The organism is Streptomyces sp. NBC_00045 (assembly GCF_045041095.1).
Taxonomy (GTDB): domain Bacteria; phylum Actinomycetota; class Actinomycetes; order Streptomycetales; family Streptomycetaceae; genus Streptomyces.
This window is the reverse complement of record NZ_CP108271.1, coordinates 5,683,128-5,708,243: the sequence shown is the minus strand read 5'-3', so window position 1 is coordinate 5,708,243 and position 25,116 is coordinate 5,683,128. Positions and strand designations below refer to the sequence as shown.

The 25,116-nt window shown below is 70.6% G+C and carries 26 protein-coding genes, 5 tRNA genes and 1 pseudogene; 5 read left to right on the top strand and 27 right to left on the bottom strand.

Features of this window, described 5'->3' with window-relative positions; translation table 11 throughout:
• Positions 1–103: 103 nt before the first annotated feature.
• From rnc to OHA65_RS26895, 8 genes are all read right to left on the bottom strand, one after another.
• On the bottom strand, positions 104–964 hold the full coding sequence (gene rnc, locus OHA65_RS26930) for a ribonuclease III (protein WP_405762566.1): 861 nt from the start codon (positions 962–964) through the stop codon (positions 104–106).
• Between the two features lie 19 nt (positions 965–983).
• Positions 984–1,157, bottom strand: a complete 174-nt coding sequence (gene rpmF / locus OHA65_RS26925) for a 50S ribosomal protein L32 (protein ID WP_003965982.1) — start codon at positions 1,155–1,157, stop codon at positions 984–986.
• Between the two features lie 2 nt (positions 1,158–1,159).
• Positions 1,160–1,870 (bottom strand): DUF177 domain-containing protein, encoded by a 711-nt coding sequence (locus OHA65_RS26920; RefSeq protein ID WP_327278765.1) that lies wholly within the window; start codon positions 1,868–1,870, stop codon positions 1,160–1,162.
• A 69-nt stretch (positions 1,871–1,939) separates the two neighbouring features.
• Positions 1,940–2,998 (bottom strand): cell division initiation protein, encoded by a 1,059-nt coding sequence (locus OHA65_RS26915; RefSeq protein ID WP_405762564.1) that lies wholly within the window; start codon positions 2,996–2,998, stop codon positions 1,940–1,942.
• Between the two features lie 103 nt (positions 2,999–3,101).
• Positions 3,102–3,581 (bottom strand): pantetheine-phosphate adenylyltransferase, encoded by a 480-nt coding sequence (coaD, locus tag OHA65_RS26910; protein WP_327285801.1) that lies wholly within the window; start codon positions 3,579–3,581, stop codon positions 3,102–3,104.
• A gap of 29 nt (positions 3,582–3,610) precedes the next feature.
• Positions 3,611–4,189, bottom strand: coding sequence for a 16S rRNA (guanine(966)-N(2))-methyltransferase RsmD (gene rsmD, locus OHA65_RS26905; RefSeq protein ID WP_327278763.1), 579 nt, complete (start codon positions 4,187–4,189; stop codon positions 3,611–3,613).
• A gap of 118 nt (positions 4,190–4,307) precedes the next feature.
• Entirely contained in the window at positions 4,308–6,509 is a 2,202-nt protein-coding gene (gene recG / locus OHA65_RS26900) for an ATP-dependent DNA helicase RecG (protein ID WP_405756929.1), read from the bottom strand.
• Positions 6,510–6,525: 16 nt separating this feature from the next.
• Positions 6,526–8,220 carry a DAK2 domain-containing protein gene (locus OHA65_RS26895; RefSeq protein WP_405762563.1) on the bottom strand — a complete coding sequence of 565 codons (1,695 nt, stop codon included), beginning with the start codon at positions 8,218–8,220 and terminating at the stop codon, positions 6,526–6,528.
• A gap of 249 nt (positions 8,221–8,469) precedes the next feature.
• On the opposite strand from OHA65_RS26895, the gene rpmB reads away from it, so the two are divergent.
• Positions 8,470–8,655 carry a 50S ribosomal protein L28 gene (gene rpmB, locus OHA65_RS26890; protein WP_082410959.1) on the top strand — a complete coding sequence of 62 codons (186 nt, stop codon included), beginning with the start codon at positions 8,470–8,472 and terminating at the stop codon, positions 8,653–8,655.
• A 150-nt stretch (positions 8,656–8,805) separates the two neighbouring features.
• On the opposite strand, the gene thiD is transcribed toward rpmB, so the two are convergent.
• Positions 8,806–9,609, bottom strand: a complete 804-nt coding sequence (gene thiD / locus OHA65_RS26885) for a bifunctional hydroxymethylpyrimidine kinase/phosphomethylpyrimidine kinase (protein ID WP_327278760.1) — start codon at positions 9,607–9,609, stop codon at positions 8,806–8,808.
• Positions 9,606–10,589, bottom strand: a complete 984-nt coding sequence (locus tag OHA65_RS26880; RefSeq protein ID WP_327278759.1) for a thiamine-phosphate kinase — start codon at positions 10,587–10,589, stop codon at positions 9,606–9,608. The genes thiD and OHA65_RS26880 overlap by 4 nt, the downstream gene beginning before the upstream one ends.
• A gap of 244 nt (positions 10,590–10,833) precedes the next feature.
• Here OHA65_RS26880 and OHA65_RS26875 point away from each other — a divergent pair, with 244 nt between their 5' ends.
• Together OHA65_RS26875 and OHA65_RS26870 are read left to right on the top strand one after the other, a co-directional pair.
• Positions 10,834–11,067, top strand: a complete 234-nt coding sequence (locus tag OHA65_RS26875) for an Lrp/AsnC ligand binding domain-containing protein (protein WP_030298511.1) — start codon at positions 10,834–10,836, stop codon at positions 11,065–11,067.
• Positions 11,068–11,090: 23 nt separating this feature from the next.
• Positions 11,091–11,591, top strand: a complete 501-nt coding sequence (locus OHA65_RS26870) for a DUF3515 domain-containing protein (protein ID WP_327278758.1) — start codon at positions 11,091–11,093, stop codon at positions 11,589–11,591.
• A gap of 96 nt (positions 11,592–11,687) precedes the next feature.
• Here OHA65_RS26870 and OHA65_RS26865 read toward each other — a convergent pair whose 3' ends face one another.
• The 3 genes from OHA65_RS26865 to OHA65_RS26855 are packed head-to-tail and all read right to left on the bottom strand — an operon-like array spanning position 11,688 to position 14,644.
• Positions 11,688–12,845 (bottom strand): D-alanine--D-alanine ligase family protein, encoded by a 1,158-nt coding sequence (locus OHA65_RS26865; protein WP_327278757.1) that lies wholly within the window; start codon positions 12,843–12,845, stop codon positions 11,688–11,690.
• Between the two features lie 39 nt (positions 12,846–12,884).
• Positions 12,885–13,895: an NAD(P)H-dependent glycerol-3-phosphate dehydrogenase gene (locus OHA65_RS26860; RefSeq protein WP_327278756.1), complete on the bottom strand. Its 1,011-nt coding sequence runs from the start codon at positions 13,893–13,895 to the stop codon at positions 12,885–12,887.
• Positions 13,892–14,644 carry a lysophospholipid acyltransferase family protein gene (locus OHA65_RS26855; protein WP_328763819.1) on the bottom strand — a complete coding sequence of 251 codons (753 nt, stop codon included), beginning with the start codon at positions 14,642–14,644 and terminating at the stop codon, positions 13,892–13,894. The genes OHA65_RS26860 and OHA65_RS26855 overlap by 4 nt, the downstream gene beginning before the upstream one ends.
• Before the next feature lie 194 nt (positions 14,645–14,838).
• On the opposite strand from OHA65_RS26855, the pseudogene cofC reads away from it, so the two are divergent.
• A pseudogene (gene cofC / locus OHA65_RS26850) lies at positions 14,839–15,519 on the top strand (2-phospho-L-lactate guanylyltransferase); the annotation flags it as partial.
• 272 nt (positions 15,520–15,791) lie between these two features.
• Here the strand turns inward: cofC and OHA65_RS26845 are convergent.
• The 4 genes from OHA65_RS26845 to leuC form a co-directional block, all read right to left on the bottom strand.
• The gene (locus OHA65_RS26845; protein WP_328763817.1) at positions 15,792–16,466 is read right to left on the bottom strand and encodes an HU family DNA-binding protein; all 675 of its coding nucleotides are present in this window, start codon (positions 16,464–16,466) and stop codon (positions 15,792–15,794) included.
• A 144-nt stretch (positions 16,467–16,610) separates the two neighbouring features.
• A complete protein-coding gene (locus OHA65_RS26840) occupies positions 16,611–16,838 on the bottom strand; it encodes a hypothetical protein (protein WP_008739877.1) in 228 nt (75 codons plus the stop codon).
• A 137-nt stretch (positions 16,839–16,975) separates the two neighbouring features.
• The gene (gene leuD / locus OHA65_RS26835; protein WP_327278753.1) at positions 16,976–17,569 is read right to left on the bottom strand and encodes a 3-isopropylmalate dehydratase small subunit; all 594 of its coding nucleotides are present in this window, start codon (positions 17,567–17,569) and stop codon (positions 16,976–16,978) included.
• Between the two features lie 5 nt (positions 17,570–17,574).
• Entirely contained in the window at positions 17,575–18,999 is a 1,425-nt protein-coding gene (leuC, locus tag OHA65_RS26830) for a 3-isopropylmalate dehydratase large subunit (RefSeq protein WP_327278752.1), read from the bottom strand.
• Between the two features lie 184 nt (positions 19,000–19,183).
• Between leuC and ndgR the strand changes: the two genes are divergently transcribed.
• The gene (ndgR, locus tag OHA65_RS26825) at positions 19,184–19,900 is read left to right on the top strand and encodes an IclR family transcriptional regulator NdgR (RefSeq protein WP_007266782.1); all 717 of its coding nucleotides are present in this window, start codon (positions 19,184–19,186) and stop codon (positions 19,898–19,900) included.
• Positions 19,901–20,057: 157 nt separating this feature from the next.
• On the opposite strand, the gene OHA65_RS26820 is transcribed toward ndgR, so the two are convergent.
• From OHA65_RS26820 to OHA65_RS26775, 10 genes are all read right to left on the bottom strand, one after another.
• Positions 20,058–20,130: transfer RNA gene (locus tag OHA65_RS26820), tRNA-Glu, on the bottom strand.
• A gap of 15 nt (positions 20,131–20,145) precedes the next feature.
• Positions 20,146–20,217 (bottom strand) — tRNA-Gln (locus OHA65_RS26815).
• Positions 20,218–20,238: 21 nt separating this feature from the next.
• Positions 20,239–20,311 (bottom strand) — tRNA-Glu (locus OHA65_RS26810).
• Positions 20,312–20,374: 63 nt separating this feature from the next.
• Positions 20,375–20,447 (bottom strand) — tRNA-Glu (locus OHA65_RS26805).
• A gap of 27 nt (positions 20,448–20,474) precedes the next feature.
• Positions 20,475–20,546: transfer RNA gene (locus OHA65_RS26800), tRNA-Gln, on the bottom strand.
• Positions 20,547–20,632: 86 nt separating this feature from the next.
• Positions 20,633–21,361 carry an HAD family hydrolase gene (locus OHA65_RS26795; protein ID WP_327278751.1) on the bottom strand — a complete coding sequence of 243 codons (729 nt, stop codon included), beginning with the start codon at positions 21,359–21,361 and terminating at the stop codon, positions 20,633–20,635.
• A gap of 10 nt (positions 21,362–21,371) precedes the next feature.
• Entirely contained in the window at positions 21,372–22,046 is a 675-nt protein-coding gene (locus OHA65_RS26790; protein WP_328763814.1) for a DUF4241 domain-containing protein, read from the bottom strand.
• 123 nt (positions 22,047–22,169) lie between these two features.
• Positions 22,170–23,645 (bottom strand): glutamate--tRNA ligase, encoded by a 1,476-nt coding sequence (gene gltX, locus OHA65_RS26785; RefSeq protein ID WP_405762561.1) that lies wholly within the window; start codon positions 23,643–23,645, stop codon positions 22,170–22,172.
• Positions 23,638–24,426, bottom strand: coding sequence for a fumarylacetoacetate hydrolase family protein (locus tag OHA65_RS26780; RefSeq protein ID WP_327278748.1), 789 nt, complete (start codon positions 24,424–24,426; stop codon positions 23,638–23,640). Before OHA65_RS26780 ends, gltX begins: the two co-directional genes overlap by 8 nt.
• Before the next feature lie 98 nt (positions 24,427–24,524).
• Positions 24,525–24,707 carry a hypothetical protein gene (locus OHA65_RS26775; RefSeq protein ID WP_327278747.1) on the bottom strand — a complete coding sequence of 61 codons (183 nt, stop codon included), beginning with the start codon at positions 24,705–24,707 and terminating at the stop codon, positions 24,525–24,527.
• Positions 24,708–25,116: the final 409 nt, after the last annotated feature.

Here is a 25,116-nt window from a genome sequence, read left to right as displayed (position 1 = left end):
CGGGTCGTTCCCGGGGAGCGTACCGGCCTCCCCGGCCGGGCCCGGAAACGGGTCCGCCCGCCCCTGCGTAGCAGGGGCGGGCGGGAGATCCCGAAGGAAGGGTTCAGCCGTTCGGCGTCGGGTCGGCGGGCGTCGGCGACCCGCCGTCCTCGGCCTCGGCCACGGTGTCGGCCGGAGCCGTCACCACGACCTGGGTGGCGGCGGAGGCCGCGGCTTCCGCCGCGATCCGCTCGTCCGCCTTGGCACGGATGCCGCGCCAGGCGGACTCCGCTGCCTGCTGTTCCGCTTCCTTCTTGCTGCGGCCGGTGCCGGTGCCGTACGAGACACCACCGACGCGGGCAGCAGCGGTGAAGGTCTTCTCGTGGTCCGGACCGGTCTCGGTGACCAGGTATTCCGGTACGCCGAGGCCTTCGGCCGCCGTGAGCTCCTGGAGACTGGTCTTCCAGTCCAGGCCGGCCCCGAGGTTCGAGGACTTCTCGATGAGCGGGTCGAAGAGCCGGTGGACCAGCTCCGAGGCCGCTTCGAGGCCCTGGTCGAGGTAGACGGCGCCGATCACCGCTTCAAGGGTGTCGGCGAGGATGGAGGCCTTGTCCCGGCCACCCGTGCCCTCTTCGCCCCGGCCGAGCCGGATGAAGGAGCCGAGATCGAGGCCGCGCCCGACCTCCGCCAGTGCGCGCGAGTTGACCACCGCGGCCCGCAGTTTGGCCAGCTGGCCTTCGGGCAGGTCGGGGTGGGTGGTGTACAGCGTGTCCGTGACCACCAGGCCGAGCACGGAGTCCCCGAGGAACTCCAGGCGTTCGTTGGTGGGCAGACCGCCGTTCTCGTACGCGTACGAGCGGTGGGTCAGTGCACGCACCAGAAGGGCGGACTCGAGTCGATACCCGAGCCGCCCTTCCAGAAGCGTGTGGGACGAGGCCGCGTTGTTACTGTCTGCCTGCTTCTCAGCGTTGGACAGCTCAGACATTGCGCCTCTCACCAGCCGCTCAGACCTCGAGGACCTGACGCTTGTTGTAGGTGCCGCAGCTCGGGCACGCAATGTGCTGGAGCTTCGGCTCCTGGCAACGCTCACACGAAACCAGGGTGGGGACCGCAGCCTTCCACTGCGACCGGCGGTGGCGCGTGTTGCTGCGCGACATCTTCCGCTTCGGAACAGCCACGGCTACTTCTCCTGCTTCTCGGCGGCGCTCTGAACGTCGTCAGATGCAGTGCCGCTCATGTTGTCCTTCTCGCCGTCCTGATCGGTCACGACGAGTTCCTGCAATGCCGCCCAACGGATGTCGACGGCATCATGGTGGTGCTCCGGGTCGTCGTTCAGGCTGAGCCCGCAATCGGGGCACAGTCCGAGACAGTCCTCCCGGCACACCGGCTGCATGGGCAGTGCGAGCACCACCACATCCCGCAGCACGGGTTCGAGGTCGAACAATCCGTCCTCAAGGAAGAGCGTGTCCTCGTCGTCCTCGGCGTCGTCGGCCGGCTCCGCCTTGGAGCGGCTCCGGTCGTCGGCGTCAGGGTACGAGAACATCTCCTGGAAGTCCGCCTTGAGCTCGCGCTCGACGGACTCCAGACACCTTACGCACTCCCCTACGGCCGACGCACGAGCGGTGCCTGTGACAAGCACCCCTTCCATGACCGACTCAAGGCGGATGCTGAGCTTCACCGGGGCGCCTTCCGGCACTCCGATGACACCGACGAGACCGAAGTCCGCAGGTGCCGCGATCTCACGGGACAGCCGCTGCATGGCACCAGGACGCCGACCCAGCTCGTGCGTGTCGAACACGAGGGGGTTGCGGTGGTCGAGGCGGGTATTCAGGGCCGTTCCTGCTTTCACAGATCGCTGAAGATCAAGATTTCCGCCACTTGTGGGCAGCATGGATCGCGGTGCATACGCGCGACCGAAGAGCCAGGATACCCGGCGCTTCGCTCTGAGCCCAATCCGGCCTCAGCGCCCCTGCTCGTACTGGCGCAGCTGATCCAAGTTGATCATGCCCGTGTCGAAGAAGCTGGTCTCGTCCAGCGCGGGCTGCTGCGGGTGCTGCGGGGCCTGCGGCTGCTGCTGGTAGGCCGCGTAGGGGTCCGGCTGCTGCTCGTAGCCCATCGCCGCGTAGGGGTCCGGTTGCTGGGCCTGCTGCTGGTAGGCGTAGGGGTCCTGGTAGCCGTACCCGTCCTGCTGCTGGGACTGCTGGGGCTGCTGGTAGGCGTACGCGTCGTACGCGGGCCCCTGCTGGGCCTGGGCCGGGATCACGGCCGCCGCGGGAGCCATCGGGGCCGCCGGTTCGGCCAGGCCCGCCAGGAAGTCCGCGTCGCTCGCCGAGCGGGACTGCTGCGCCCCGGCGGCGTCCTGGGCCGCCATGTGGGCGCCGAGGTCGTCCGTGGGCACCCGGCCCAGGAGCTTCTGGCGGCCTCGGCCGACGGCCTCCAGGGTCTTGGAGAGCACCGCCTCGAAGGTCGCCAGCTTGGTGTCCACGTACGCGTCCGCCTGCTGCCGCTGCGTGTCCGGGTCCTGGCTGCGCTCGGGGGCGTCCGCGTCGGGGTACCCCTGGTCGTCCAGGCCGGGGCCGCGGCCGAGCAGCTTCTCGCGGCCGCGGTCCACGGAGCCGATGGTCTTGGTGAGCACGACCTCGAAGTTCGCGAGCTTGCTGTCGACGTAGTCGTCGGCCTCGGCCCGGATCTCCTCGGCCTCCCTGCGGGCGTCCGCCAGGATCCGGTCGGCCTCGGCCTGGGAGCGGCGCGCGACCTCGGTGTCGGAGATCAGCGATCCGCGCTGGGCGTGCGCGGACTCGATGATCCGTTCCGCCTCGCGTCGGGCGTCCTCGACCATCTGCTCGCGACCGCCGATGAGCTCCTGCGCCTGCGCGAGCGAGCCCGGCAGCGCCTGGCGGACCTCTTCCAGCAGGGCGAGCAGGTCCGCGCGGTTGATCACGCAGGAGGCCGACATGGGCATGGACCGGGCGCCGCCGACGGCCGCGACGATCTCGTCGAGCTTCTTCTGCACGTCCATGGGGGCTCGCACTCTCTCGGCCTCGGGCGGTTCCTGAGACGGACGGGACGACTGTACGGCCACCGGGTGAACGCCAGACACTGACTGACGGCCCGTCAGTCGGTCAGCGGGCGGCGAGCCGCTCGGTCAGCGCCGCGTGCACGTGCGGCGGCAACAGGTGGGCGACGTCTCCGCCCCAGGTCGCCACCTCCTTGACCAGCGAGGAGGACAGGAAGCTGTAGGTGGGATTGGTCGGCACGAACAGCGTCTCGACGCCCGAGAGCCCCATGTTCATCTGGGCCATCTGGAGCTCGTAGTCGAAATCGCTGACGGCCCGCAGCCCCTTGACGATGGCCGGGATGTCGCGCTGCTTGCAGAAGTCGACGAGCAGTCCGTGGAAGGACTCCACTTCGACGTTCCCGTAGCCGGCGGTCGCCTCGCGGATCAGCTCGATCCGCTCCTCGACGGTGAACAGCCCCTTCTTGGACTGGTTGATCATCACGGCGACGTGCACGACGTCGTAGAGCCGGGAGGCCCGGCCGATGATGTCGAGGTGTCCGTTGGTGATGGGGTCGAATGACCCGGGACAGACGGCTCGGCGCAACTTGGGTCCCTCGCTCTCCGATGCGGGCATCATGAGTCTTCGCTGGTGAAGGCGGCGCGACCGTACCAAAGGGTGCCCTCGCCGTACTTCCGGGAGCGCAGCGGCTCGAAGCCCTCGGGCCACGGGAACGCGCCGCTCCTCGTGCCGCGCTCCACGGTGACGAGCGCATCGTCCGTGAGCCAGCCATTGGCGCGGAGTGTGAGGAGGATCTCGCCAAGATCGTCGTGGCCGACGGCGTACGGCGGGTCCAGGAACACCACGTCGTACGGGTCCCCGGCCGCCGGGACCGCCACGACCTGCTCCGCCTTGCCCGCGCGGAACTCGGCGCCGGGCAGGCCCAGCGACCTGATGTTGTCCCGGATCGCTTTGGCGGCCTTGGCCTCAGGCTCGACGAGCAGTGCGTGCGAGGCGCCGCGGGAGAGGGCCTCCAGGCCGACGGCGCCGGAGCCCGCGTAGAGGTCGAGCACCCGGGCCCCCTCGACGCCGTGCAGCGACTCCCAGGTCGAGAAGAGGCCTTCGCGCATCCGGTCCGAGGTCGGCCGGGTGCCGGTGCCCGGGGGCACGGTCAGCCGTCGCCCGCCGGCGCTGCCGGCGATCACGCGGGTCATCTGGGGTCCTTCGGTACGACGGTGGTGGTGGGGTGCTGACGGGTCCTGCGGGTACGGCCCGGTACTGCGGAGTCCAACGATAGGTCGTACCGGCCCGGAAGGCCCCGGGCGGTCCCGTTCAGCCCTTCTCCAGGTACTGCTCCCGCTCGGTGTCCAGCAGGGCGTCCAGCGCGCCCCGCAGGCCCGGCAGCCGCTCCAGCTCGGGGTCGGCGGCGACCACGCGGGTGGCCTCCTCCCGGGCCTGGGCGATGACCTCTTCGTCCTCGATGACCGCGAGCATGCGCAGCGAGGACCGCACGCCCGACTGGGCCTGCCCCAGCACGTCGCCCTCGCGGCGCTGTTCGAGGTCGATCCGGGAGAGCTCGAAGCCGTCCAGCGTGGCGGCGACCGCGGCGAGCCGGGCCCGGGCGGGGCTGGCCTCGTGCATCTCGCTGACCAACAGGCACAGGCCGGGCGCGGAGCCGCGGCCGACGCGGCCGCGCAGCTGGTGGAGCTGGGAGACGCCGAACCGGTCCGCGTCCATGATCACCATGACGGTGGAGTTCGGGACGTTCACGCCGACTTCGATGACGGTGGTGGCGACCAGCACCTTGACCTCGCCGGCGGCGAAGCGGCGCATGACGTCGTCCTTGTCGGCCGGGTCCATCCGGCCGTGCAGCACCTCCACCGACAGTCCGGCGAGCGGTCCGCGGGTGAGCTGTTCGGCGATCTCCAGGACCGCCAGCGGAGGTCGCCGCTCGCCGTCCTCCTCGGCGGGCTTCTTCTTCGGGTCGTCCTCGCCGTCGCCGATGCGCGGGCACACCACGTACGCCTGGTGCCCGTTCTCGACCTCCTCCCGCACCCGTTCCCAGGCCCGGGTCAGGAAGTGCGGCTTGTCCTTGGCCGGTACGACGTGGGTGGCGATCGGGGAGCGGCCCGCGGGCAGCTGGTCGAGGACGGAGGTCTCCAGGTCTCCGAAGACGGTCATCGCGACGGTGCGCGGGATGGGGGTCGCGGTCATCACGAGCAGGTGCGGGGGCTGCTTCCCCTTGGACCGCAGGGCGTCGCGCTGCTCCACGCCGAAGCGGTGCTGTTCGTCGACCACGACCAGGCCGAGGTCGTGGAACTGCACCTTGTCCTCGATGAGCGCGTGCGTGCCGATCACGATGCCCGCCTCGCCGGTGACCAGGTCGAGCAGGGCCTGGCGGCGCGCGGGCATCCCCATGGAGCCGGTGAGCAGGACGACCTTGGTGCCCCGGTCGGAGCCGCCGAGCATGCCCGCCTCGGCGAGCTCGCCCATCATCTCGGTGATGGAGCGGTGGTGCTGCTGGGCGAGGACCTCGGTGGGGGCGAGCATGGCGGCCTGCCCGCCGCAGTCCACGACGGCGAGCATGGCCCGCAGCGCGACCATCGTCTTGCCCGAGCCGACCTCGCCCTGGAGGAGGCGGTGCATGGGGTGCTCGGTGGCCAGGTCGTCGAAGATCTCCTTCGAGACGGTCTGCTGGCCCTCGGTGAGGGTGAAGGGCAGTTTGGCGTCGAAGGCGTCGAGCAGGCCGCCGGCGGCGGGGCGGCGCGGGACGGCCGGGAGCTGGGAGTCGGCGTGCCGGCGGCGGGCCAGGGCGACCTGGAGGACGAAGGCCTCGTCCCACTTCAGCCGCTGGCGCGCGTCCTCGATGTCGGCCTTGGTGGCCGGCCGGTGGATCTTCAGGAGGGCCTCGGTGAGCGGGACCAGTCCGCGGTCCTCGCGCAGTGCGTCCGGCAGCGGGTCCAGGACCTCCTGGGCGCGGGGCAGTACGGCGTCCACGCATTTGGTGATCTTCCAGGACTCCAGCTTGGCGCAGGCCGGGTAGATCGGGATGAGTTGATTGGCGAAGGCGGTGGCGGCGTCCCGGTCGGAGGCGTCCGCGCCGAGCGGCTCGTAGGCGGGGTGGGCCAGCTGGAGCTTGCGGTTGAACATCGAGACCTTGCCCGCGAACATCGCGCGGCTGCCCGGCAGCAGTTCCTTGTGCGGCTTGTGGACGCCCGCCCCGAAGAAGACCAGCTGGAGGCGGCCGCTGCCGTCGGTGATGGTGACCTCCAGGCGCTTGCCCCGGCCCCCGTTGAAGGTCAGGATCCGGGCGTCGGCGACTTGGGCGACGACCGTCACGTGCTCGTCGATCTGGTCGGCGAGCTCGGCCAGCGAGGTCAGCTCGCCGCGCTCCGCGTACCGCCGCGGGTAGTGGTGCAGCAGGTCCAGGGCCGTGTGCAGGCCGAGCTGCTCGGCCAGCACCTTGGCGGTGGCGGGGCCGAGCGTCTTCTTGAGGTCTTCGTCGAGCGCGGGCACGTGTTCATTGCACACCATCGCGCTGACAAGGCGGCTATTCGACCCCGATGAGGAGGGGCGCCGAGTGCCGCCCGCCGCGGTAGGTGACCGTGTCCACGGCCAGGTGCCCGTGCTGTACGTACGCCTCCAGGCGTGCGGCGAGGGCGTCCGGCACCTCCGGTCCCAGGACCAGGGTGACGAGCTCGCCGCCGGAGCCCAGCATCCGTTCCAGGACGGCCTCGGCGGTGTCGTCGAGCGCGGAGCCGATGACGGCGACGTCTCCGTCGATCAACCCGAGCACGTCCCCGGCCTGGCAGATGCCGGCGGAGGTGAAGGACTGCCGTTCGGCGACGGCGAGTTCCCCGTAGCGGGTGGCCCCTGCCGCCGCGGTCATGGCGACCACGTCCTCGTCGAAGCTGCCGTCCGGGTCGTGGACGGCGAGCGCGGCCAGGCCCTGGACCGCGGAGCGGGTGGGGATCACGGCCACCCGTACGCCGTCGGCCCGGGCCCGTTCGGCCGCGGCGGCCGCGGCGGCGCGCTGGTCGGCGCCACCGGGCAGCAGCACCACCTCGCGGGCGTGCGCGCGCCGGATGGCGTCGAGGAGTTCGGTGGTGTCCGGGACCTCCCCGGTGCGGGCGAGCACGGTGGTCGCGCCCGCCTCCCCGCACAGCCCGGCCAGCCCCTCGCCCGGGACCACGGCGACGACGGCCCGCTGGACGCGCTCCCCGCGCGCCCGGCGCCGCTCGTCGCCGAAGTGGGTGATGCGGATGCGGTACGGGCGCCCGGCGACCACGCCGGCCTCCACGGCGGCGCCGGGGTCGTCGACATGGACGTGCACGTTCCACAGTCCGTCGCCGCCGACCACCACGAGTGAGTCCCCCAGTCCGTCGAGGCGTTCGCGCAGCTGCGCCACGTCCGGCTCGGCGGCCTCCAGGAGGTAGATCACCTCGTACGCGGGCCCGCCCTGCTCCTCGACGTCGCAGGGCTGCGCCGGCTGCGGCACGGGCACGGCCCGGCCGCGGATGGCCTCGGGGGCGGGCTGCCGGCCGGACAGCGCCTGCCACAGGGCCCCGAGTACGGCGACCAGCCCGCAGCCCCCGGCGTCGACCACTCCGGCCCGGCCCAGCTCGGCCAGCTGCCCCGGGGTGTCCGCGAGGGCGGCGCGGGCCCCGTCGTAGGCGGCGAGGGCCACGTCGGCGGCGGTCCCGGCGGCGGCCCCGGCCGCCTCACCGGCCCTCGCCGCGGCGGCGGCGACGGTGAGCATGGTGCCCTCCACCGGGTGTGCGACCGCCTCGTACGCCTCCTCGGCGGCCCGGGTCAGCGCCTGGGCCAGCAGCGGGCCCGGCCCGCGGTCGCCGGGATCTTCGCCGAGCACGTCGGCCACGCCGCGCAGCAGCTGCGCCAGGATCGTCCCGGAGTTCCCGCGGGCGCCTATGAGGGCGCCGTGTGCGTAGGCCCGTACGGCGTGGGAGAGGGAGGGTGCCCGACCTTCGGCGCCCGGCTGCCCGTCCGCTGTGGTCTCGCTCACGCCCGCGGGGGCCTTTCCGAGGGCTTCGGCGAGTGCGCGGTCCGCCGATTCGGCGGTCAGGTAGAGGTTGGTGCCGGTGTCCGCGTCCGCGACCGGGTAGACGTTGATCGCGTCGATGTCATCGCGGGCCCGGCCCAGTGCGGCCACGGCCAGCGAGCTCCAGGTGCGCACCGCTTCGGCGTCGAGCTCGTCGGCGGGCTGCGGCTGCGGCTCGTGCGGCACCGGGCGTTCCTCCTTGTGCGGGCCAGGGTTCACCGCAGGGTAACGAAGGTCTGCCGGGCGTCCGGGCTCGCGGGCGGGGTCGGCGGCGGCCATGGTAGTTTTCTTGGACCGACGCAGTCGTTGTATGCTGCTCCGGTTGCCCGATGAAAGTCGGGCCATTCCCCCGGCAAACCACTCAGACTTCTTCAGACTTCTGATCCGGTGCGCCGGATTTCACTGTAAGTGCATCTGAAGTCTTTGGAGTGACCTGTGGCTGCCAACTGCGACGTTTGCGCCAAGGGGCCGAGCTTCGGCAACAACATCTCCCACTCGCACCGCCGCACCTCTCGTCGCTGGAACCCGAACATCCAGCGCGTTCGTGCCGTGGTCGGTGGGACGCCGAAGCGCCTCAACGTCTGCACCTCGTGCATCAAGGCCGGCAAGGTCTCGCGCTGACGCCAACCGTCGTAGCGCAGCCCTTTCCGGTTGCCAAGAAGGCCGGTCCACCTAGTGGGCCGGCCTTTTGCCTTGCCCGGCCCGGCCGGGTGTGAGGCGCGGAGACCACCGCATCACGTGATGCGGTGGTCTTCTGCCGTTGGGCCGCCGTCAGCGGTGCCACTGCCAGGCGTGGTCCACCGGGCCGATGCCGCCGCCGAGGGCGAAGCCGGCGGCGATGGCGCCGGTCACGTACTCCTTGGCCTCCATGACGGCCTGCGGTACGTCCTGCCCCTTGGCCAGCCCCGCCGCGATCGCACTGGCGAGGGTGCAGCCGGTGCCGTGGGTGTGGCGGTTGTCGTGGCGCGGCGCCCGCAGCCACAGCTGCGTCTCGCCGTCGGTGAGCAGGTCGGCCGCCTCGTTCCCGTGGGCGGCCAGGTGGCCGCCCTTGATCAGCGCCCACTCGGGTCCGTACGAGAGCACGGCGTCGGCGGCCCGCCGCATGTCGTCCTCGCTCTCCACCACCACGCCGGTGAGCTGCGTCACCTCGTCCAGGTTGGGGGTGGCCACGGTGGCCCGCGGCAGCAGCTCCTTGCGCACGGCGTCCAGCGCCGCGGCGGCGAGCAGCGCGTCCCCGTGCTTGGAGACCCCGACCGGGTCCACGACGGCGGGGGCGGACGTGGCGGCCAGCAGCTCGGCCACCGTCTCCACCAGTGTGGTGGAGGCCAACATCCCGGTCTTGATCGCCTGGACGCCGATGTCGTCCACGACGGCCCGGTACTGGGCCTTCACGGCCTCTGCGGGCAGTTCCCAGACCCCCTGCACCCCGAGGGAGTTCTGCGCGGTCACGGCCGTCACCACGCTCATCCCGTGCACGCCGAGCGCCAGCATGGTCTTGAGGTCGGCCTGGATCCCGGCGCCACCGCCGGAGTCCGATCCGGCGACGGTCAGGCACAGCGGTGGCGCGTCGGTCATCGCGAGGTCTCCTCGGTGGACGGGTCGGAGCCGAAGTGGTCCCAGCCGCCGGTGCTCGTCCAGGGGGCGCCGTCCACGGTCACCTGGGGCAGCGCGGACCGGTTCAGCACCTCCCCGATGACCTTCCACCGGGCCGGCAGCTTCACGTCGGGCGGGAAGGTCGCCACGATGGCGTGATCTTCTCCTCCAGTGAGCACCCACTGCAAGGGGTCGACCCCGACGGCCTGCCCGATGTCGTGCATCTGGGTCGGGATGTCGACGGCCGCCGAGCGCAGGTCGATCCGTACCTTGCTGGCTTCCGCGATGTGCCCGAGGTCGGCGATCAGGCCGTCGCTGACGTCGGTCATGGCGGTGGCGCCGAGCCCGGCGGCCGCGGGGCCCGCGTGGTACGGCGGCTCGGGGCGGCGGTGCGCCTCGACGAAGGCCCGTGGGGAGCGGAAGCCGCGCGAGAGCACGGCGAATCCGGCCGCGGACCAGCCCAGCCAGCCCGTGACGGCCACGACGTCGCCGGGCTGGGCGCCGGAGCGCAGCACGGGCTCGTGGTTGCGCAGGTCGCCGAGGGCGGTGATGGACACGGTGATGGTGTCGCCGCGGACGACGTCGCCGCCGACGACGGCCGCGCCGGCGACCTGGCACTCGTCGCGCAGCCCGTCCATCAGCTCGGTGGGCCAGGTGACCGGCAGCTCCGCCGGGACGACCAGGCCGAGCAGCAGGGCCGTGGGCACCGCGCCCATGGCGGCGATGTCGGCGAGGTTCTGTGCGGCGGCCTTGCGGCCGACGTCGTACGCCGTGGACCAGTCGCGCCGGAAGTGCCTGCCTTCCAGCAGGATGTCGGTGCTCGCCACGACCCGCCGGTCGGGGGCCGACACGACCGCGGCGTCGTCGCCCGGTCCGAGCCGGACCGCCGGGGTGGTGGTGAGCCGTGAGGTGAGCTCTCGAATGAGCCCGAACTCCCCCAGCTCGCCCACAGTGCCCTTCATCGCTGTGCCCCTTCTTGCCCAGTCCGCTTGCGGTCGCGAGCCGTCACAGCTCTGGGTACCGTCAACAGATACGTCAACTTCTGCTCTCCGTACGCCCCGCCGTGCGTGGCGCCGTGCCCCCGGGTCTCCCCGTGGTGCTCGGCAACGCGGTACCGTGGCGTCCCTTCTTCCCCGGGCCCGTCCGAATCCCCGGGCCCACCCGAAGGTTAGGGGAATCGATCCTCGTGGCCGCCCTGGAGGTTCCGTGGTACAGGCGTACATCCTTATCCAGACCGAGGTGGGCAAGGCGTCGTTCGTCGCCGAGTCCATCAGCCAGATCGCGGGGGTGATCCAGGCCGAGGACGTGACGGGTCCGTACGACGTGATCGTGCGCGCCCAAGCAGACACCGTGGACGAGCTCGGCCGCATGGTCGTCGCCAAGGTCCAGCAGGTGGAGGGCATCACCCGCACCTTGACCTGCCCGGTGGTCCATCTGTAGCCCCCGTCTACTCTTGGCCGGTGATGTCCACACACCGCCGGCCCGTCCGTATACCCACCCTGTCCGTGCTGGCCGTCGTACTGGCCCTCGCGGGCTGTACGCCGGGTGATTCCGAAGCCCGGGTGGATCCGCCGCCCACGCCGCCCGCCGACGTCGCGGGGTTCTGTGCAGCACTGCACAAGGAACTCCCGGAGACGGTGGCCGGCCTGGAGCGGTCCGGTTCCGCACCGAAGTCGGATCTGACCGCCGCGTGGGGCGGCTCGGCGATCGTACTGCGGTGCGGTATCCCCAAGCCTCCCGAGATGGCCGATCCGAAGCTGGACGGCATCGAGGTCAACGGCGTCCAGTGGCTGTCGCAGAAGCTCCCCGACAGCGCCGGCGGGGGGTACCGCTTCATCACCGGGCTGCGCCTCGCGTACACGGAGGTCCGGGTCGACAAGGAGCATTTCACGGATGCGGGGATGCTGGTCGGACTGTCCGCGGTCGTGGCCAAGACCGTCCCCGAGGGCATCGCGTCGTATTGACGGCCCCCGGCCGCTCCCCCGCCGCCCCCCGTTTCGCAACCGACCGCCCGCCGGGAATCCCGGCGGGCGGTCGGCGTTTCGCGCTGGGTCCGCGGGCTAGCGCAGCCCGGTGGAGCGGGTCAGGGCCGCCTGGATCAGGCGGTCCACCAGCTCCGGGTACTCGATGCCCGACTCCTTCCACATCCGCGGGTACATGGAGATCGGGGTGAAGCCCGGCATGGTGTTGATCTCGTTGATGACGAAGGTGCCGTCCTCGGTGAGGAAGAAGTCGGCGCGCACCAGACCCTCGCAGGACGCGGCGTCGTACGCCTCGATCGCGAGCCGCTGCACCTCGGCGGTCTGCTCCGGGGTGAGCGGCGCGGGCACGATTCCGGAGGCGGAGTCGATGTACTTCGCCTCGAAGTCGTAGAAGTCGTGGCTGGAGACCGGCGGGATCTCGGCGGGCACGCTGGCGCGCGGCCCGTCCTCGAACTCCAGCACCCCGCACTCGATCTCGCGGCCGCGCAGCAGCGCCTCCACGATGATCTTCGGGTCGTGACGCTGGGCCTCGCGGATCGCCGCGTCCAGGCCGGAGGCGTCGTCGACCTTGGTGATGCCGATGGAGGAGCCGGCCCGGGCGGGCTTGATGAAGAGCGGCCAGCCGTGCTCGCCGGCGAAGTCCAGGATCCGGCCGCGGGCGGCGTCCCGGTCGGCGTCCCACTCGCGGGGGCGGATGGTCACGTACGGGCCGACGGGGAGGCCGAAGGAGGTGAAGACGCGCTTCATGTACTCCTTGTCCTGGCCGACGGCGGAGGCGAGGACGCCCGAGCCGACGTACGGGATGCCGGAGAGCTCCAGGAGGCCCTGCAGGGTGCCGTCCTCGCCGTACGGGCCGTGCAGCATCGGGAAGACGACGTCGACCTCGCCCAGGGCCTTGGGAACGGCTCCGGGCTCGGTGTAGACGACCTCGCGGTTGGCCGGATCGACGGAGAGCACGACGGCGCCGTCCGCGGAGTCCGCCAGCTCCTCGACGCTCGGGAGCTTGCGGTCGGCGATGGCCATGCGCGCGGGCTCGTCGGCGGTCAGCGCCCACCGGCCGTCCGTGGTGATGCCGATGGGCAGCACCTCGTACTTGGACCGGTCGATGGAGCGCAGCACGGCGCCCGCGGTGACGACCGAGATGGCGTGTTCCGAGCTGCGGCCGCCGAACACGACGGCCACGCGGGGCTTGCGGCCCTGCTGCTCAGGGGTCTGGGGGAGGTTCTCGCTGCTCATATCGCCACGACGATACCCGCTCGGACGTCCGGAAAGGAGTCAGCGGCGTTCCGGTTTGGCGCTGCGCCCCATCAGTTCCTTCAGTGCGACCAGCGGCGGCTTGCCGTGGTGGACGATGTCGACGACGGTGTCGGTGATCGGCATGTCCACCCCGTGGCGGCGGGCCAGATCGGCCACCGACTCGCAGGACTTGACGCCCTCGGCGGTCTGCTTGGTGACCGCGATGGTCTCCTCAAGGGTCATTCCGCGGCCGAGGTTGGTGCCGAAGGTGTGGTTCCGGGAGAGCGGCGAGGAGCAGGTGGCGACGAGGTCGCCGAGGCCCGCGAGACCGGAGAAGGTCAGCGGATCGGCGCCCATCGCCAGGCCCAGCCGGGTCGCTTCGGCGAGTCCGCGGGTGATGAGCGAACCCTTGGTGTTGTCGCCCAGGCCCATGCCGTCGGCGATGCCGACGGCGAGGCCGATGACGTTCTTGACGGCGCCGCCCAGCTCGCAGCCGATGACGTCGGTGCTGGTGTACGGGCGGAAGTACGGGGTGTGGCAGGCCGTCTGGAGGCGCTGCGCGACGGCCTCGTCGGAGCAGGCGACGACGGCTGCGGCGGGCTGCCGGGCGGCGATCTCACGGGCCAGGTTGGGGCCGGTGACGACGGCGACGCGCTCGGCGGGGACCTTGGCCACCTCCTCGATGACCTCGCTCATCCGCTTGGCGCTGCCGAGTTCGATGCCCTTCATCAGGGAGACGAGGACGGCGTCGGCGGGCAGCAGCGGGGCCCATTCGGCGAGGTTGCCGCGCAGGGTCTGGGAAGGGATGGCGAGGACCGCGAAATCGGCGCCGCGCGCGGCCTCGGCCGGGTCGGTGGTGGCGCGCATGTTCGCGGGGAGTTCGACGTCCGGGAAGTAGTCCGGGTTGGTCCGGCCGGTGTTGATGGCGTCGACGACCTCGCGGCGGCGGCCCCAGAGGGTCACCTCGCAGCCTGCGTCGGCGAGCACCATGCCGAAGGCCGTGCCCCAGGAGCCGGTTCCGAAGACGGCCGCCTTCACGGGACGTGTCACTTCTGGTCCTCCCCCGCGGCCTTGCGCCGCTGATCCGCCCTGGCCTTGCGATGGTCGTACGGCTGCTCGGGCGCCTTCTCGCCGCGCAGCTCTTCCAGCAGCACGGTGATGGCCGCCATGATGGTCTCGGTGACCTCCTTGAGCACGTCGGGAGTGGGCTCCCGGTCGTAGAACTCGGAGAGGTCGACAGGAGGTCCGGCGAGCACCTGGAGGGTCTTGCGCGGGAACAGCTTGACCTTCTCCTCCTTGGCGTAGGGCGGCATCGCCAGATTGGCGCCCCACTGGGCCACCGGAATGACGGGGGCCTTGGTCATCAGCGCCACCCGCGCGGCGCCGGTCTTGCCGGCCATCGGCCACATGTCCGGATCGCGGGTGAGGGTGCCTTCCGGATAAAAGGCCACGCATTCGCCACGCTCGATCGCGTCCACGGCGGCCCGGAATGCGTCCAGGGCGTTGGTGGTCTCGCGGTAGACCGGGATCTGGCCGGAGCCGTGCAGGATCGCGCCGACAATGGGGACCTTGAAGAGGGCCGCCTTGGCGAGCAATCGAGGCACCCGGCCGCTGTTGTACTGGAAGTGCGCGTACGAGAGCGGGTCCAGATACGAGTTGTGATTGACGGCCGTGATAAACCCGCCTTCGGCCGGAATGTGATCCATTCCCCGCCAGTCCCGCTTGAAGAGCACGACCAGCGGCGGTTTTGCGATGACCGCCGCCAGGCGGTACCAGAAGCCGATTCTGCGGCGGGACACTCGTACACCTTCCTCTGGGACCGGTGCGTGGGGGTACCTCCCGGCGGTAGCTGGGGGAGCTTGGGCACCTCGTCGGCCGGACAAGTGTGGCCTCCGGTCCGGTCTCTGTCGAGAACACCGTACGCCCCGCCCGGAGCACCGGACCTCCGGGTCGACCGGGCAGAGGCGACAATGGGCCGACGCATGACCCGGTCATGACCCGACCATGGTCCACGCATGTACGGACACGCACCGGAGGGAAGGGGTCCGCCACGAACGCGGTCTGGAGTCTGGTGGTCCCGCTGAAGCCCCTGGCGGTGGCCAAGAGCCGTCTCGCGGCGGCCGTCGGGGCGTCCCGCCCCGCGCTCGCGCTGGCGTTCGCGCAGGACACCGTGGCGGGGGCGCTGGCCTGCGGGGCAGTGGCCGATGTGGTGGTCGTCACGGACGACGCACGGGCCGGCGCGGAACTGGCGCGACTGGGGGCGCGGATCGTGCCCGATGCTCCGGCGGCGGGGCTCAACGCGGCGCTGGCCCACGGCGCGCGGGCGGTCCGCGCGCTCCGGCCGGGGGCGGCGGTGGCCGCGATGAACGCGGATCTCCCCGCACTGCGGCCGCCGGAATTGCTACGCGTGCTCGAAGCCGCCTCCGCATTTCCCCGGGCATTTCTGGCGGATGCGGCGGGAATCGGCACGACTCTGCTTTCCGCTGCTCCGGACGTGGAATTGACACCCTCGTTCGGGGGCCCGTCGCGGGCCCGGCATTCGGCGTCGGGGGCCGCGGAAATAGCGCTCGCGGGGGTCGAGAGCGTGCGCCGGGACGTGGACACGGCCGCGGATCTGCGAATGGCCCTCGCCCTCGGTGTGGGCCGTCACACGGCCCGATACAGTGCCCGTATGCAGGCGACCGCGTACACGTACGACTCCCAGACCCGCAGCGGCAGTGTGTTGCTGGACGACGGCACCCCGGTGCCCTTCGAGGCCCCGGCCTTCGACGCGGGCGGCTTGCGTCTGCTGCGCCCCGGGCAGCGGGTCCGGATCGAGACGGACGGCGAGGGGCCGGGGCTGCGGATCACACTGATCACCCTGCAGACCTTCTGACCTGTACGAACAGCACCGCGGGCCGGCTTCCCCAGGAGGGGAAGCCGGCCCGGCGTGTGTGACTCGTGGCCTTACTTCTTGCGGGCCGTGGTCTTCTTCGCGGTGGTCTTGCGCGCCGTCGCCTTCTTGGCGGGCGCCGTGGTCTTCGCGGTGGCCTTCTTGGCCGCCGGAGCCGTCTTCTTGGCGGTGGCGGTGGTCTTCTTCGCCGTCGTCGCGGCCTTCTTGGCCGCGGCGGTGGTCTTCGCCGTCGTCGCCGTGGTCTTCTTCGCCGCGGCGGTCTTGGCGACCACCTTCTTGGCGGTGGCGACCTTCTTGGCGGTGGTCTTCTTGGCGACCGTGGTCTTCGCCGCCGCCCTCTTGGCGGTGGTGGCCTTCTTGGCCACGGCCTTCTTGACCGTCGCGGAAGCACCGCCGGTGAGGCTGCCCTTGGGCGCCTTCTTCACCGACACCTCGCCGCCCTTGGGCAGCTTCTTGGTGCCCGCGACCAGGTCCTTGAAGCCCTGACCCGCACGGAAGCGGGGAACCGAGGTCTTCTTGACCCGGACGCGCTCACCCGTCTGCGGGTTGCGGGCGTAGCGGGCCGGGCGGTCGACCTTCTCGAACGAGCCGAAGCCCGTGACCGACACCCGGTCGCCCGCGACCACAGCGCGGACCATCGCGTCCAGTACCGCGTCGACAGCGTCCGCGGCCTGCTGGCGGCCGCCCAGCTTGTCGGCAATCGCTTCTACGAGCTGCGCCTTGTTCACGTCTTCCCCTTCGGAGACTTCGCCAGAACGAATGTGTTCAAGCTTATTTCGCACGTTAGGCGGATATATACCGCAAATCAAACACGAAACGGGCTAATCACCCTAGTGCCGCAACGGTGTAGGCCGTTACGGAGTTCCTTCGCATCAGTCGCCTTCAGGGAATCGACCCTCGTCGAGGTCCTTCATCAACCTGTCCAGGCGCCTTGCCGCATCGGCGAGATCGTGCTTCGCCGCGGCCGTGACGACCAACAGCTTCCGGGACAGCGCCATCCTTACGCCCTCCGGGACTTGCAGTGTGCGCACCCTTGTGTGTGCTTCTTTCAGCCGGTCCGCGACGAGTTCGTAGAGCTCAAGTTGACTGTCGCGTTCCATGCACAGATTGTGCCATCTGGGGCGAGTTGTCGCCTCACGGGGCCTCAACACACGGCTGTGCCCCCCGCCGGAAGGCGGGGGGCACAGTGTTGTCGATGTGATCACCCAAGGGTGAATAAGCGCTGATCAGGCCGGAATCAGGCCCGAATCGTACGCGGCTTGTAGCTCGGGCGGACGCTTTCGTACGTGGCGATGTCCGCTTCGTTCTGAAGGGTGAGCGAGATGTCGTCCAGGCCCTCCAGCAGGCGCCAGCGGGCGTTGTCGTCGAGTTCGAACTCCGCCTCGATTCCCGCCGCGCGGACCTGGCGGGCGACCAGGTCGACCGTCACCTCGGCGGTCGGGTCGGCCTCGGTCAGCTCCCACAGCCGGTCGACGGTCTCCTGCGGCAGGACCACCGTCAGCAGACCGTTCTTCAGCGAGTTGCCGCGGAAGATGTCGGCGAAGCGGGAGGAGATGACCGTCTTGAACCCGAAGTTCTGCAGGGCCCAGACGGCGTGCTCGCGCGAGGAGCCGGTACCGAAGTCGGGGCCGGCGACGAGCACGGTCGCGCCCTGACGCTCCGGGCGGTTCGTGATGAACTCGGGGTCCTTGCGCCAGGCCTCGAAGAGCCCGTCCTCGAACCCGTCGCGGGTGATCTTCTTCAGCCAGTGGGCCGGGATGATCTGGTCGGTGTCGACGTTGCTGCGGCGCAGCGGGACGGCCCGGCCGGTGTGGGTGGTGAAGGCTTCCATGGTTCTCAGACTCCGGCGGTCGCGTTGGCGTCGGACAGGTCGGCGGGAGAGGCCAGGTGGCCCAGCACCGCGGTGGCGGCGGCCACCTGCGGGGAGACCAGGTGGGTCCGCCCGCCCTTGCCCTGCCGGCCCTCGAAGTTGCGGTTGGAGGTGGACGCGGAGCGCTCACCGGGGGCCAGTTGGTCGGGGTTCATGCCCAGGCACATCGAGCAGCCCGCGTGCCGCCATTCGGCGCCGGCCTCCTTGAAGACCTTGTCCAGGCCCTCTTCCACGGCCTGCAGGGCGACGCGGACGGAGCCCGGGACGACCAGCATCCGTACGCCGTCGGCGACTTTGCGGCCGCCGATGATGCCGGCGACGGCGCGCAGGTCCTCGATGCGGCCGTTGGTGCACGAACCTACGAAGACGGTGTCGACCTTGATGTCGCGCAGCGGCTGCCCCGCGGTCAACCCCATGTACTCCAGGGCCTTTTCGGCGGCCAGGCGCTCCGAAGCGTCCTCGTACGAAGCGGGGTCGGGGACGTTGGCCGACAGCGGCGCGCCCTGGCCCGGGTTGGTGCCCCAGGTGACGAACGGCGACAGCGCGGCGCCGTCGATGACGACCTCGGCATCGAAGGCCGCGTCCTCGTCGGTGCGCAGGGTCTGCCAGTACGCGACCGCCGCGTCCCAGTCCTCGCCCACCGGGGCGTGGTCGCGGCCCTGGAGGTAGTCGAAGGTGGTCTGGTCGGGGGCGATCATGCCCGCGCGGGCGCCGGCCTCGATCGACATGTTGCAGATGGTCATCCGCGCTTCCATCGAGAGCTTCTCGATGGCTTCGCCGCGGTATTCCAGGATGTATCCCTGGCCGCCACCGGTGCCGATCTTCGCGATGATCGCCAGGATCAGGTCCTTGGCGGTGACGCCCTCGGCCAGCGCACCGGTGACGGTGATGGCCATCGTCTTCGGGCGGGCCAGCGGCAGCGTCTGGGTGGCCAGCACGTGCTCGACCTGGCTCGTGCCGATGCCGAAGGCGAGCGCGCCGAAGGCGCCGTGCGTGGAGGTGTGGGAGTCACCACAGACCACCGTGGTGCCCGGCTGGGTCAGGCCCAGCTGCGGTCCCACCACGTGGACGACGCCCTGCTCGACATCGCCCAGGGAGTGCAGGCGCACGCCGAACTCGGCGCAGTTCTTGCGCAGCGTCTCCAGCTGAGCCCGGGAGACCGGGTCCGCGATGGGCTTGTCGATGTCGAGGGTGGGGGTGTTGTGGTCCTCGGTGGCGATGGTGAGGTCGAGCCGCCTGACCTTGCGGCCGGCCTGCCGCAGGCCCTCGAAGGCCTGGGGGCTGGTCACCTCGTGCAGCAGGTGCAGATCAATGAAGAGGAGGTCGGGCTCGCCCTCGGCGCGCCGGACGACATGGTCGTCCCAGACCTTCTCCGCGAGTGTCCTACCCATCGCTTTCCCTCCGGCCGGCCGGTCGGGCCGGCGCTTCATAGAGATCTGGTGCGCCTGATCGCCCGTACCCCACGCGCCGGACGACGGCTCGGACCCAGTGGTTCGTGGACCCGCACATACAGACTCGCTGTTTCTTGGAAAAATTGAACTTGCGTTTCACAGTGTGAGACGCGAATATCGTTTCATGGACAACTCTAGCGGCGTCGGCGTTCTCGACAAGGCAGCTCTGGTACTGAGCGCACTGGAGTCCGGTCCGGCCACCCTCGCCGGGCTGGTCGCGGCGACAGGGCTCGCACGACCCACGGCACATCGCCTGGCCGTGGCACTGGAACACCACCGTATGGTGGCGAGGGACATGCAGGGCCGGTTCATCCTCGGACCGCGGCTGGCGGAGCTCGCCGCCGCGGCCGGCGAGGACCGTCTGCTGGCCACGGCGGGACCGGTACTCACCCACCTCCGTGACGTGACGGGCGAGAGCGCACAGCTCTACCGGCGTCAGGGCGACATGCGCATCTGCGTGGCGGCAGCGGAGCGACTGTCGGGCCTACGGGACACCGTCCCGGTGGGCTCCACGCTCCCGATGAAGGCCGGCTCGGCCGCGCAGATCCTGATGGCCTGGGAGGAGCCCGAGCGGCTCCACCGCGGGCTCCAGGGCGCGCGCTTCACGGCGACGGCCCTGTCGGGCGTACGGCGCCGCGGCTGGGCGCAGTCGATCGGCGAGCGGGAGCCCGGCGTGGCGTCCGTCTCGGCGCCCGTGCGCGGGCCGTCGAACCGGGTGGTGGCTTCCGTGTCGGTCTCCGGACCGATCGAGCGCCTGACCCGCCACCCGGGCCGGATGCACGCCCAGGCCGTCATCGACGCGGCCGCCCGCCTGACGGAGGCCCTGCGCCGCTCCGGCTGACCTCCCCGATTCCCCCACTCCCCCGGGCCCGGGGGCGCGTACGACGCCGCACACGTCCGAACACGCGCCCCCGGGCCCGCACTTGTGCGGTGCCGGCGCACGTACGGGAACAGCGAAGAGGCCCTCCGCGATGAACGCGGAGGGCCTCTTCGATGCGTACCCCCGACCGGATTCGAACCGGCGCTACCGCCTTGAGAGGGCGGCGTGCTAGGCCGCTACACAACGGGGGCTTGCCTTGTACTGCGCTGGGCTACCAGGACTCGAACCTAGAACAAAGGAACCAGAAACCTTCGTGTTGCCAATTACACCATAGCCCAATGTGGTCTATACCAGACCAGTACCCCCGACCGGATTCGAACCGGCGCTACCGCCTTGAGAGGGCGGCGTGCTAGGCCGCTACACAACGGGGGCCCTAGCGATCCTGCATCAAGACGTCCGGGAGCTACCCAATGGAGACCTTGCGGGAAGGATCTGTACCCCCGACCGGATTCGAACCGGCGCTACCGCCTTGAGAGGGCGGCGTGCTAGGCCGCTACACAACGGGGGCAAAGCACTGCGTTACTACTGCACTGCGCTGGGGTACCAGGACTCGAACCTAGAATAAGGGAACCAGAAACCCTCGTGTTGCCAATTACACTATACCCCACCGAAAGTCAACCCCTTGGGGGGCTTTTCTTTCGAGTGGCGCCTCCGTCCGGCCTTTCGGCCCGCTCCGGCGGCGCAGAAAGAACATTACCGGATGCCTGACCGTGCTCCAAAACGGGTATCGGTGGCCAGCACCTCCGGGAGCTGGGCGAGCCCGACGATCCGGTGCACTCCCGAGGGGCCCGGCCCGCGGGCACCGTCCCGGTCGAGCCAGACCGCGGTCAGCCCGGCGTCGCGTGCGCCGCGCGCGTCGATCTCCGGCTGGTCCCCCACGTACGCCACGTCGCCCGGCGGCAGCCCGAGCGCCTCGCAGGCCGCGAGGAAGGCCTGCGCCTCGGGCTTGCTGACGCCCAGTTCCGCGGCGCACACCAGCACCTCGAACCGCTCCCGCAGCCCGAGGTGGCGCAGCTTGGCGTCCTGGTTGACGGTGGAGGAGTTGGAGAGCACCCCGTGCCGGTAGCCGCCGGCCAGGGCGTCCAGCACGGGCACGACGTCGGGGAACAGCGTCCAGGCGGCCTTGTAGTGCTCCACGTACCGGTCGAACCAGCCGTCCGCCTCGGCGGCGCTCATCCCGGGCTTCCCGAGGAAGTCCCGCACCCGGTCCCGGCGCTGCTCGGGGAAGCTCACCTCTCCGGCGGCGAAGCGGTCCCAGTGGCGGGTGGTGACCTCCCGCCACAGGGCGAGCGCCTCCTCGGGGGACCCGTACCGCTCCGCGAGGCCCACCTCGGCGAGCCGGCGCGCGAGGCCGGCGCTGTCAGCCCCGGTGTAGTCGAACAGGGTGTCGTCGATGTCCCACAGCACGGCGCGGATCGGCATACCCCTGACGCTACGACATCGCGGGGGCCTGGCCGTCGGGAACGACGAAGAAATCGGTGACGAAACAGGTGACGGCGCCCGCGGCGTCCCTGCCGATCCAGGTCGGGTAGTGGCCGTCACCGAAACCGGAGGAGAAGGCCGCGAGGTTGTGGCCGTTCTCCCCGTCGACGAGGTGGACGCCCGCCACGTGCCCGGCGGCCTCGAAGGCGTCCCAGAGCGGCCCTACGTCCCCCTCGCAGTCGGGGAAGGAGTCGTCGCAGGCGGCGTCGTAGAAGGAGCCCGCGCCCGCGTCGACGCCGTACCCGAAGAACCCGTCGTCGTCGAGTTCCGCAAGGTCCTGGCCGTCCCGCACGGCGAGCTCCCAGCTCACCACGGGGCGGTCGGTGATGAGCAGCCGGGCGGCGGCGACCCGGCGGTGCGGCTTGTCCGCCGGCTCCTCGCCGGGCTCGGTCAGCGTGGCCATGGCCACCTGCACCCGGTAGCGGCCCGGCGCCGCCTCGGCGGTGAACGGCGCCGTGTAGCCCCCGCCCAGACCGATGAACGGGTCGCAGGCCACCACTCGGCCGGTGGGCAGCCACAGCTCGCCCCCGTCGACGACGGCGAGCGTCCCGGTGGGGCCCTCCTCGTACGAGAAGGTGCTGCCCGGTGTGAAGAACCAGGAGAAGTCGGGGGCGGTGATCGGCACGGCAGGCCTTCCCTACGTGATTGCGCGTACGGGTGGACCTTAGCGATCCGCGCTGACAGCGCATCAGGGGGCGGCCGCCGGGGATTTCCGGCTGCCGCCCCCTAATGGGAGTGCGGGAGGCGCCTACGCGGCGAGCTTGGCCAGGGCCGCGTCGATGCGGGACAGCGAGCGGTCCTTGCCCAGGATCTGGAGGGACTCGAAGAGCGGCAGGCCGACCGTGCGGCCGGTGACGGCCACGCGGACCGGGGCCTGGGCCTTGCCCAGCTTGAGGCCGTGGGCCTCGCCGGCGGTCAGGACGGCCTGCTTGAGGGACTCGGGGTCGCTCCAGTCGGCCGTATCCAGGTGGGCGCGGGCGCTGTTCAGGAGGGCCGCGGGCTCGCCCTTCATCGCCTTGTCCCAGGACACCTGGTCCTCGACCGGCTCCTTGCGGAACAGGAAGTCGACGTTGGCGGTGATGTCCGACAGGACGGTGACCCGGGTCTGGGCGTACGGCGCGATGGCCGCCCAGGCCTCGGCGTCGAAGTCCGCCGGCTCCCAGTTGGCGTGCGGGGCCGCCAGCCACGGCGCGCAGGCGTCCGCGAAGGCCTTCGGGTCCAGCAGGCGGATGTGGTCGGCGTTGATCGCCTCGGCCTTCTTGAGGTCGAAGCGCGCCGGGTTCGCGTTCACGTCCGGGATGTCGAACTTCGCCACCATCTCCTCGATCGAGAAGATGTCCTGGTCCTTGGAGAAGGACCAGCCGAGGAGCGAGAGGTAGTTCAGCAGGCCCTCGGGAAGGAAGCCGCGCTCGCGGTACAGGTTGAGCGAGCTCTCCGGGTCGCGCTTGGAGAGCTTCTTGTTGCCCTCGCCCATGACGTACGGCAGGTGGCCGAACTCGGGGACGCCGGTGGCGATGCCGAGCTCCATCAGCGCCTTGTAGAGCGCGATCTGCCGCGGGGTGGAGGACAGCAGGTCCTCGCCGCGCAGGACGTGCGTGATCTGCATCAGCGCGTCGTCGACCGGGTTGACCAGCGTGTACAGCGGAGCGCCGTTGGCCCGCAGGATGCCGAAGTCCGGCACGTTCTCCGGGGTGAAGGTCAGCTCGCCGCGGACCAGGTCGGTGAAGGTGATCGGCTCGTCGGGCATCCGGAAGCGGACGATCGAGGGGCGGTGCTCGCCCTGGTACGCCTCCAGCTGCACGGCGGTCAGGTCGCGGCAGTGGCCGTCGTAGCCGGAGGGCTTGCCGGCCGCGCGGGCGGCGGCGCGGCGCGCGTCCAGCTCCTCGGTGGTGCAGTAGCAGTCGTACGCGTAGCCGCCGTCGCGCAGGCGCTGTGCGACGTCCGCGTAGATGTCCATGCGCTGCGACTGGCGGTACGGGGCGTGCGGGCCGCCGATCTCGGGGCCCTCGTCCCAGGTGAAGCCGAGCCAGCGCAGCGAGTCGAGCAGCTGGTCGTACGACTCCTCGGAGTCGCGCGCCGCGTCGGTGTCCTCGATGCGGAAGACGAACGTACCGCCGTGGTGGCGGGCGAACGCCCAGTTGAAGAGGGCGGTCCGGACCAGGCCCACGTGGGGGTTGCCGGTCGGGGAGGGACAGAAACGTACGCGGACGTTCTCGTTAGCCACGCTTGATCACCTTGTTGGTGAGAGTGCCGATGCCTTCGATGGTGACGGCGACCTCGTCGCCGACGTTGAGGGGGCCGACTCCGGCCGGGGTCCCCGTGAGGATGACGTCGCCGGGGAGCAGCGTCATGGCCTCGGTGATGTGGACGATCAGGTCCTCGATGGAGCGGACCATCTCGCTGGTGCGGCCGAGCTGGCGCTGTTCGCCGTTGACGGTGCACTGGATGGTCAGGTCGCCCGGGTCGAGGTCGGTCTCGATCCAGGGGCCGAGGGGGCAGGAGCTGTCGAAGCCCTTGGCCCGGGCCCACTGCTTCTCGCGCTGCTGGACGTCGCGCGCGGTGACGTCGTTGGCACAGGTGTAGCCGAGGATCACGTCCTTGACGCGCTCCTTGGGGACCTCGCGGCACATGCGGCCGATGACCACGGCGAGCTCCGCCTCGTGTTGCAGGTCCTGGGAGAAGGAGGGGTACGAGATCGGGTCGCCCGGGCCGACCACCGAGGTGGAGGGCTTGAAGAAGGTGATCGGCGCGTCCGGGACCTCGTTGCCGAGCTCTGCCGCGTGCTCCGCGTAGTTGCGGCCGATGGCCACGACCTTGTTCGGGAGCACGGGCGGCAGCAGCCGGACCTTGCTCAGCGGGACCTTCGTGCCGGACAGCTCGAAGTCCGCGAACGGAATGCCCTTGATGATGTCGAGGACGAGCTCACCCTCGGCGCCGGGGGCAGTGTTGCCCTCGACCGCGCCGAACGCGACATTGCCGTCGATGGAGAACCTGGCGATGCGCACGTGTTGCGTCTGCCCCTCTGTATTTCCGCTGGCTGGAGTCTGCGTCCCCAGGCTAACGCGGCGGGCAGCGGCGCTTCGCGCTCCTTTTCCCGAGTGGCTTACTGCGCGGCGGCGACCGGCGCGTCCATGAGGATCGTGCGGCGGGGGTTCGCGGTCTGGGTGGGCAGCTCGACGGCGTGCTCCGGAGCCTCGACCGCCTGCAGCTCCTCGGCGTCCTTGAGGTGCGCGAGGGTGGTGCGGCGCGGGTTGGCTATGTTGCGGAACATCATCGTCGTCTTCACGGTGTCTCGGGCCCTCGGCTCGGTTGTGGGGTGGGGGTTGTCGGATCCGTCAACCCTGTAAAGGGCAAGGCTAAACATCCGATTCCCCGGCTCAACCGGGAAGTAATGGCCACGGGTGTGTGAGTTTGCTCACCTGCGACCTGGCAATACGGGCATAACGGATGGTCATTTTTGGGTGACGAAAGGGGCATTACGCCACTGAATCTGTCATTCCGCTCCTGATCATCTCGACTGGGACACCTTGCCAGCCACCGCGTTTGGATGGCGTAAGTCCGGTTCGCCCCGAAAGGCGCCCCACACGGCGTGACCCTCTCATTACGAGCCGTCACCGAACCTGCGGGCCGACACGCGCACCTTGTTGGAGATCCGCCACTGTGCTGGAATTCGCGGGACCGCCGCGGGAACAGCC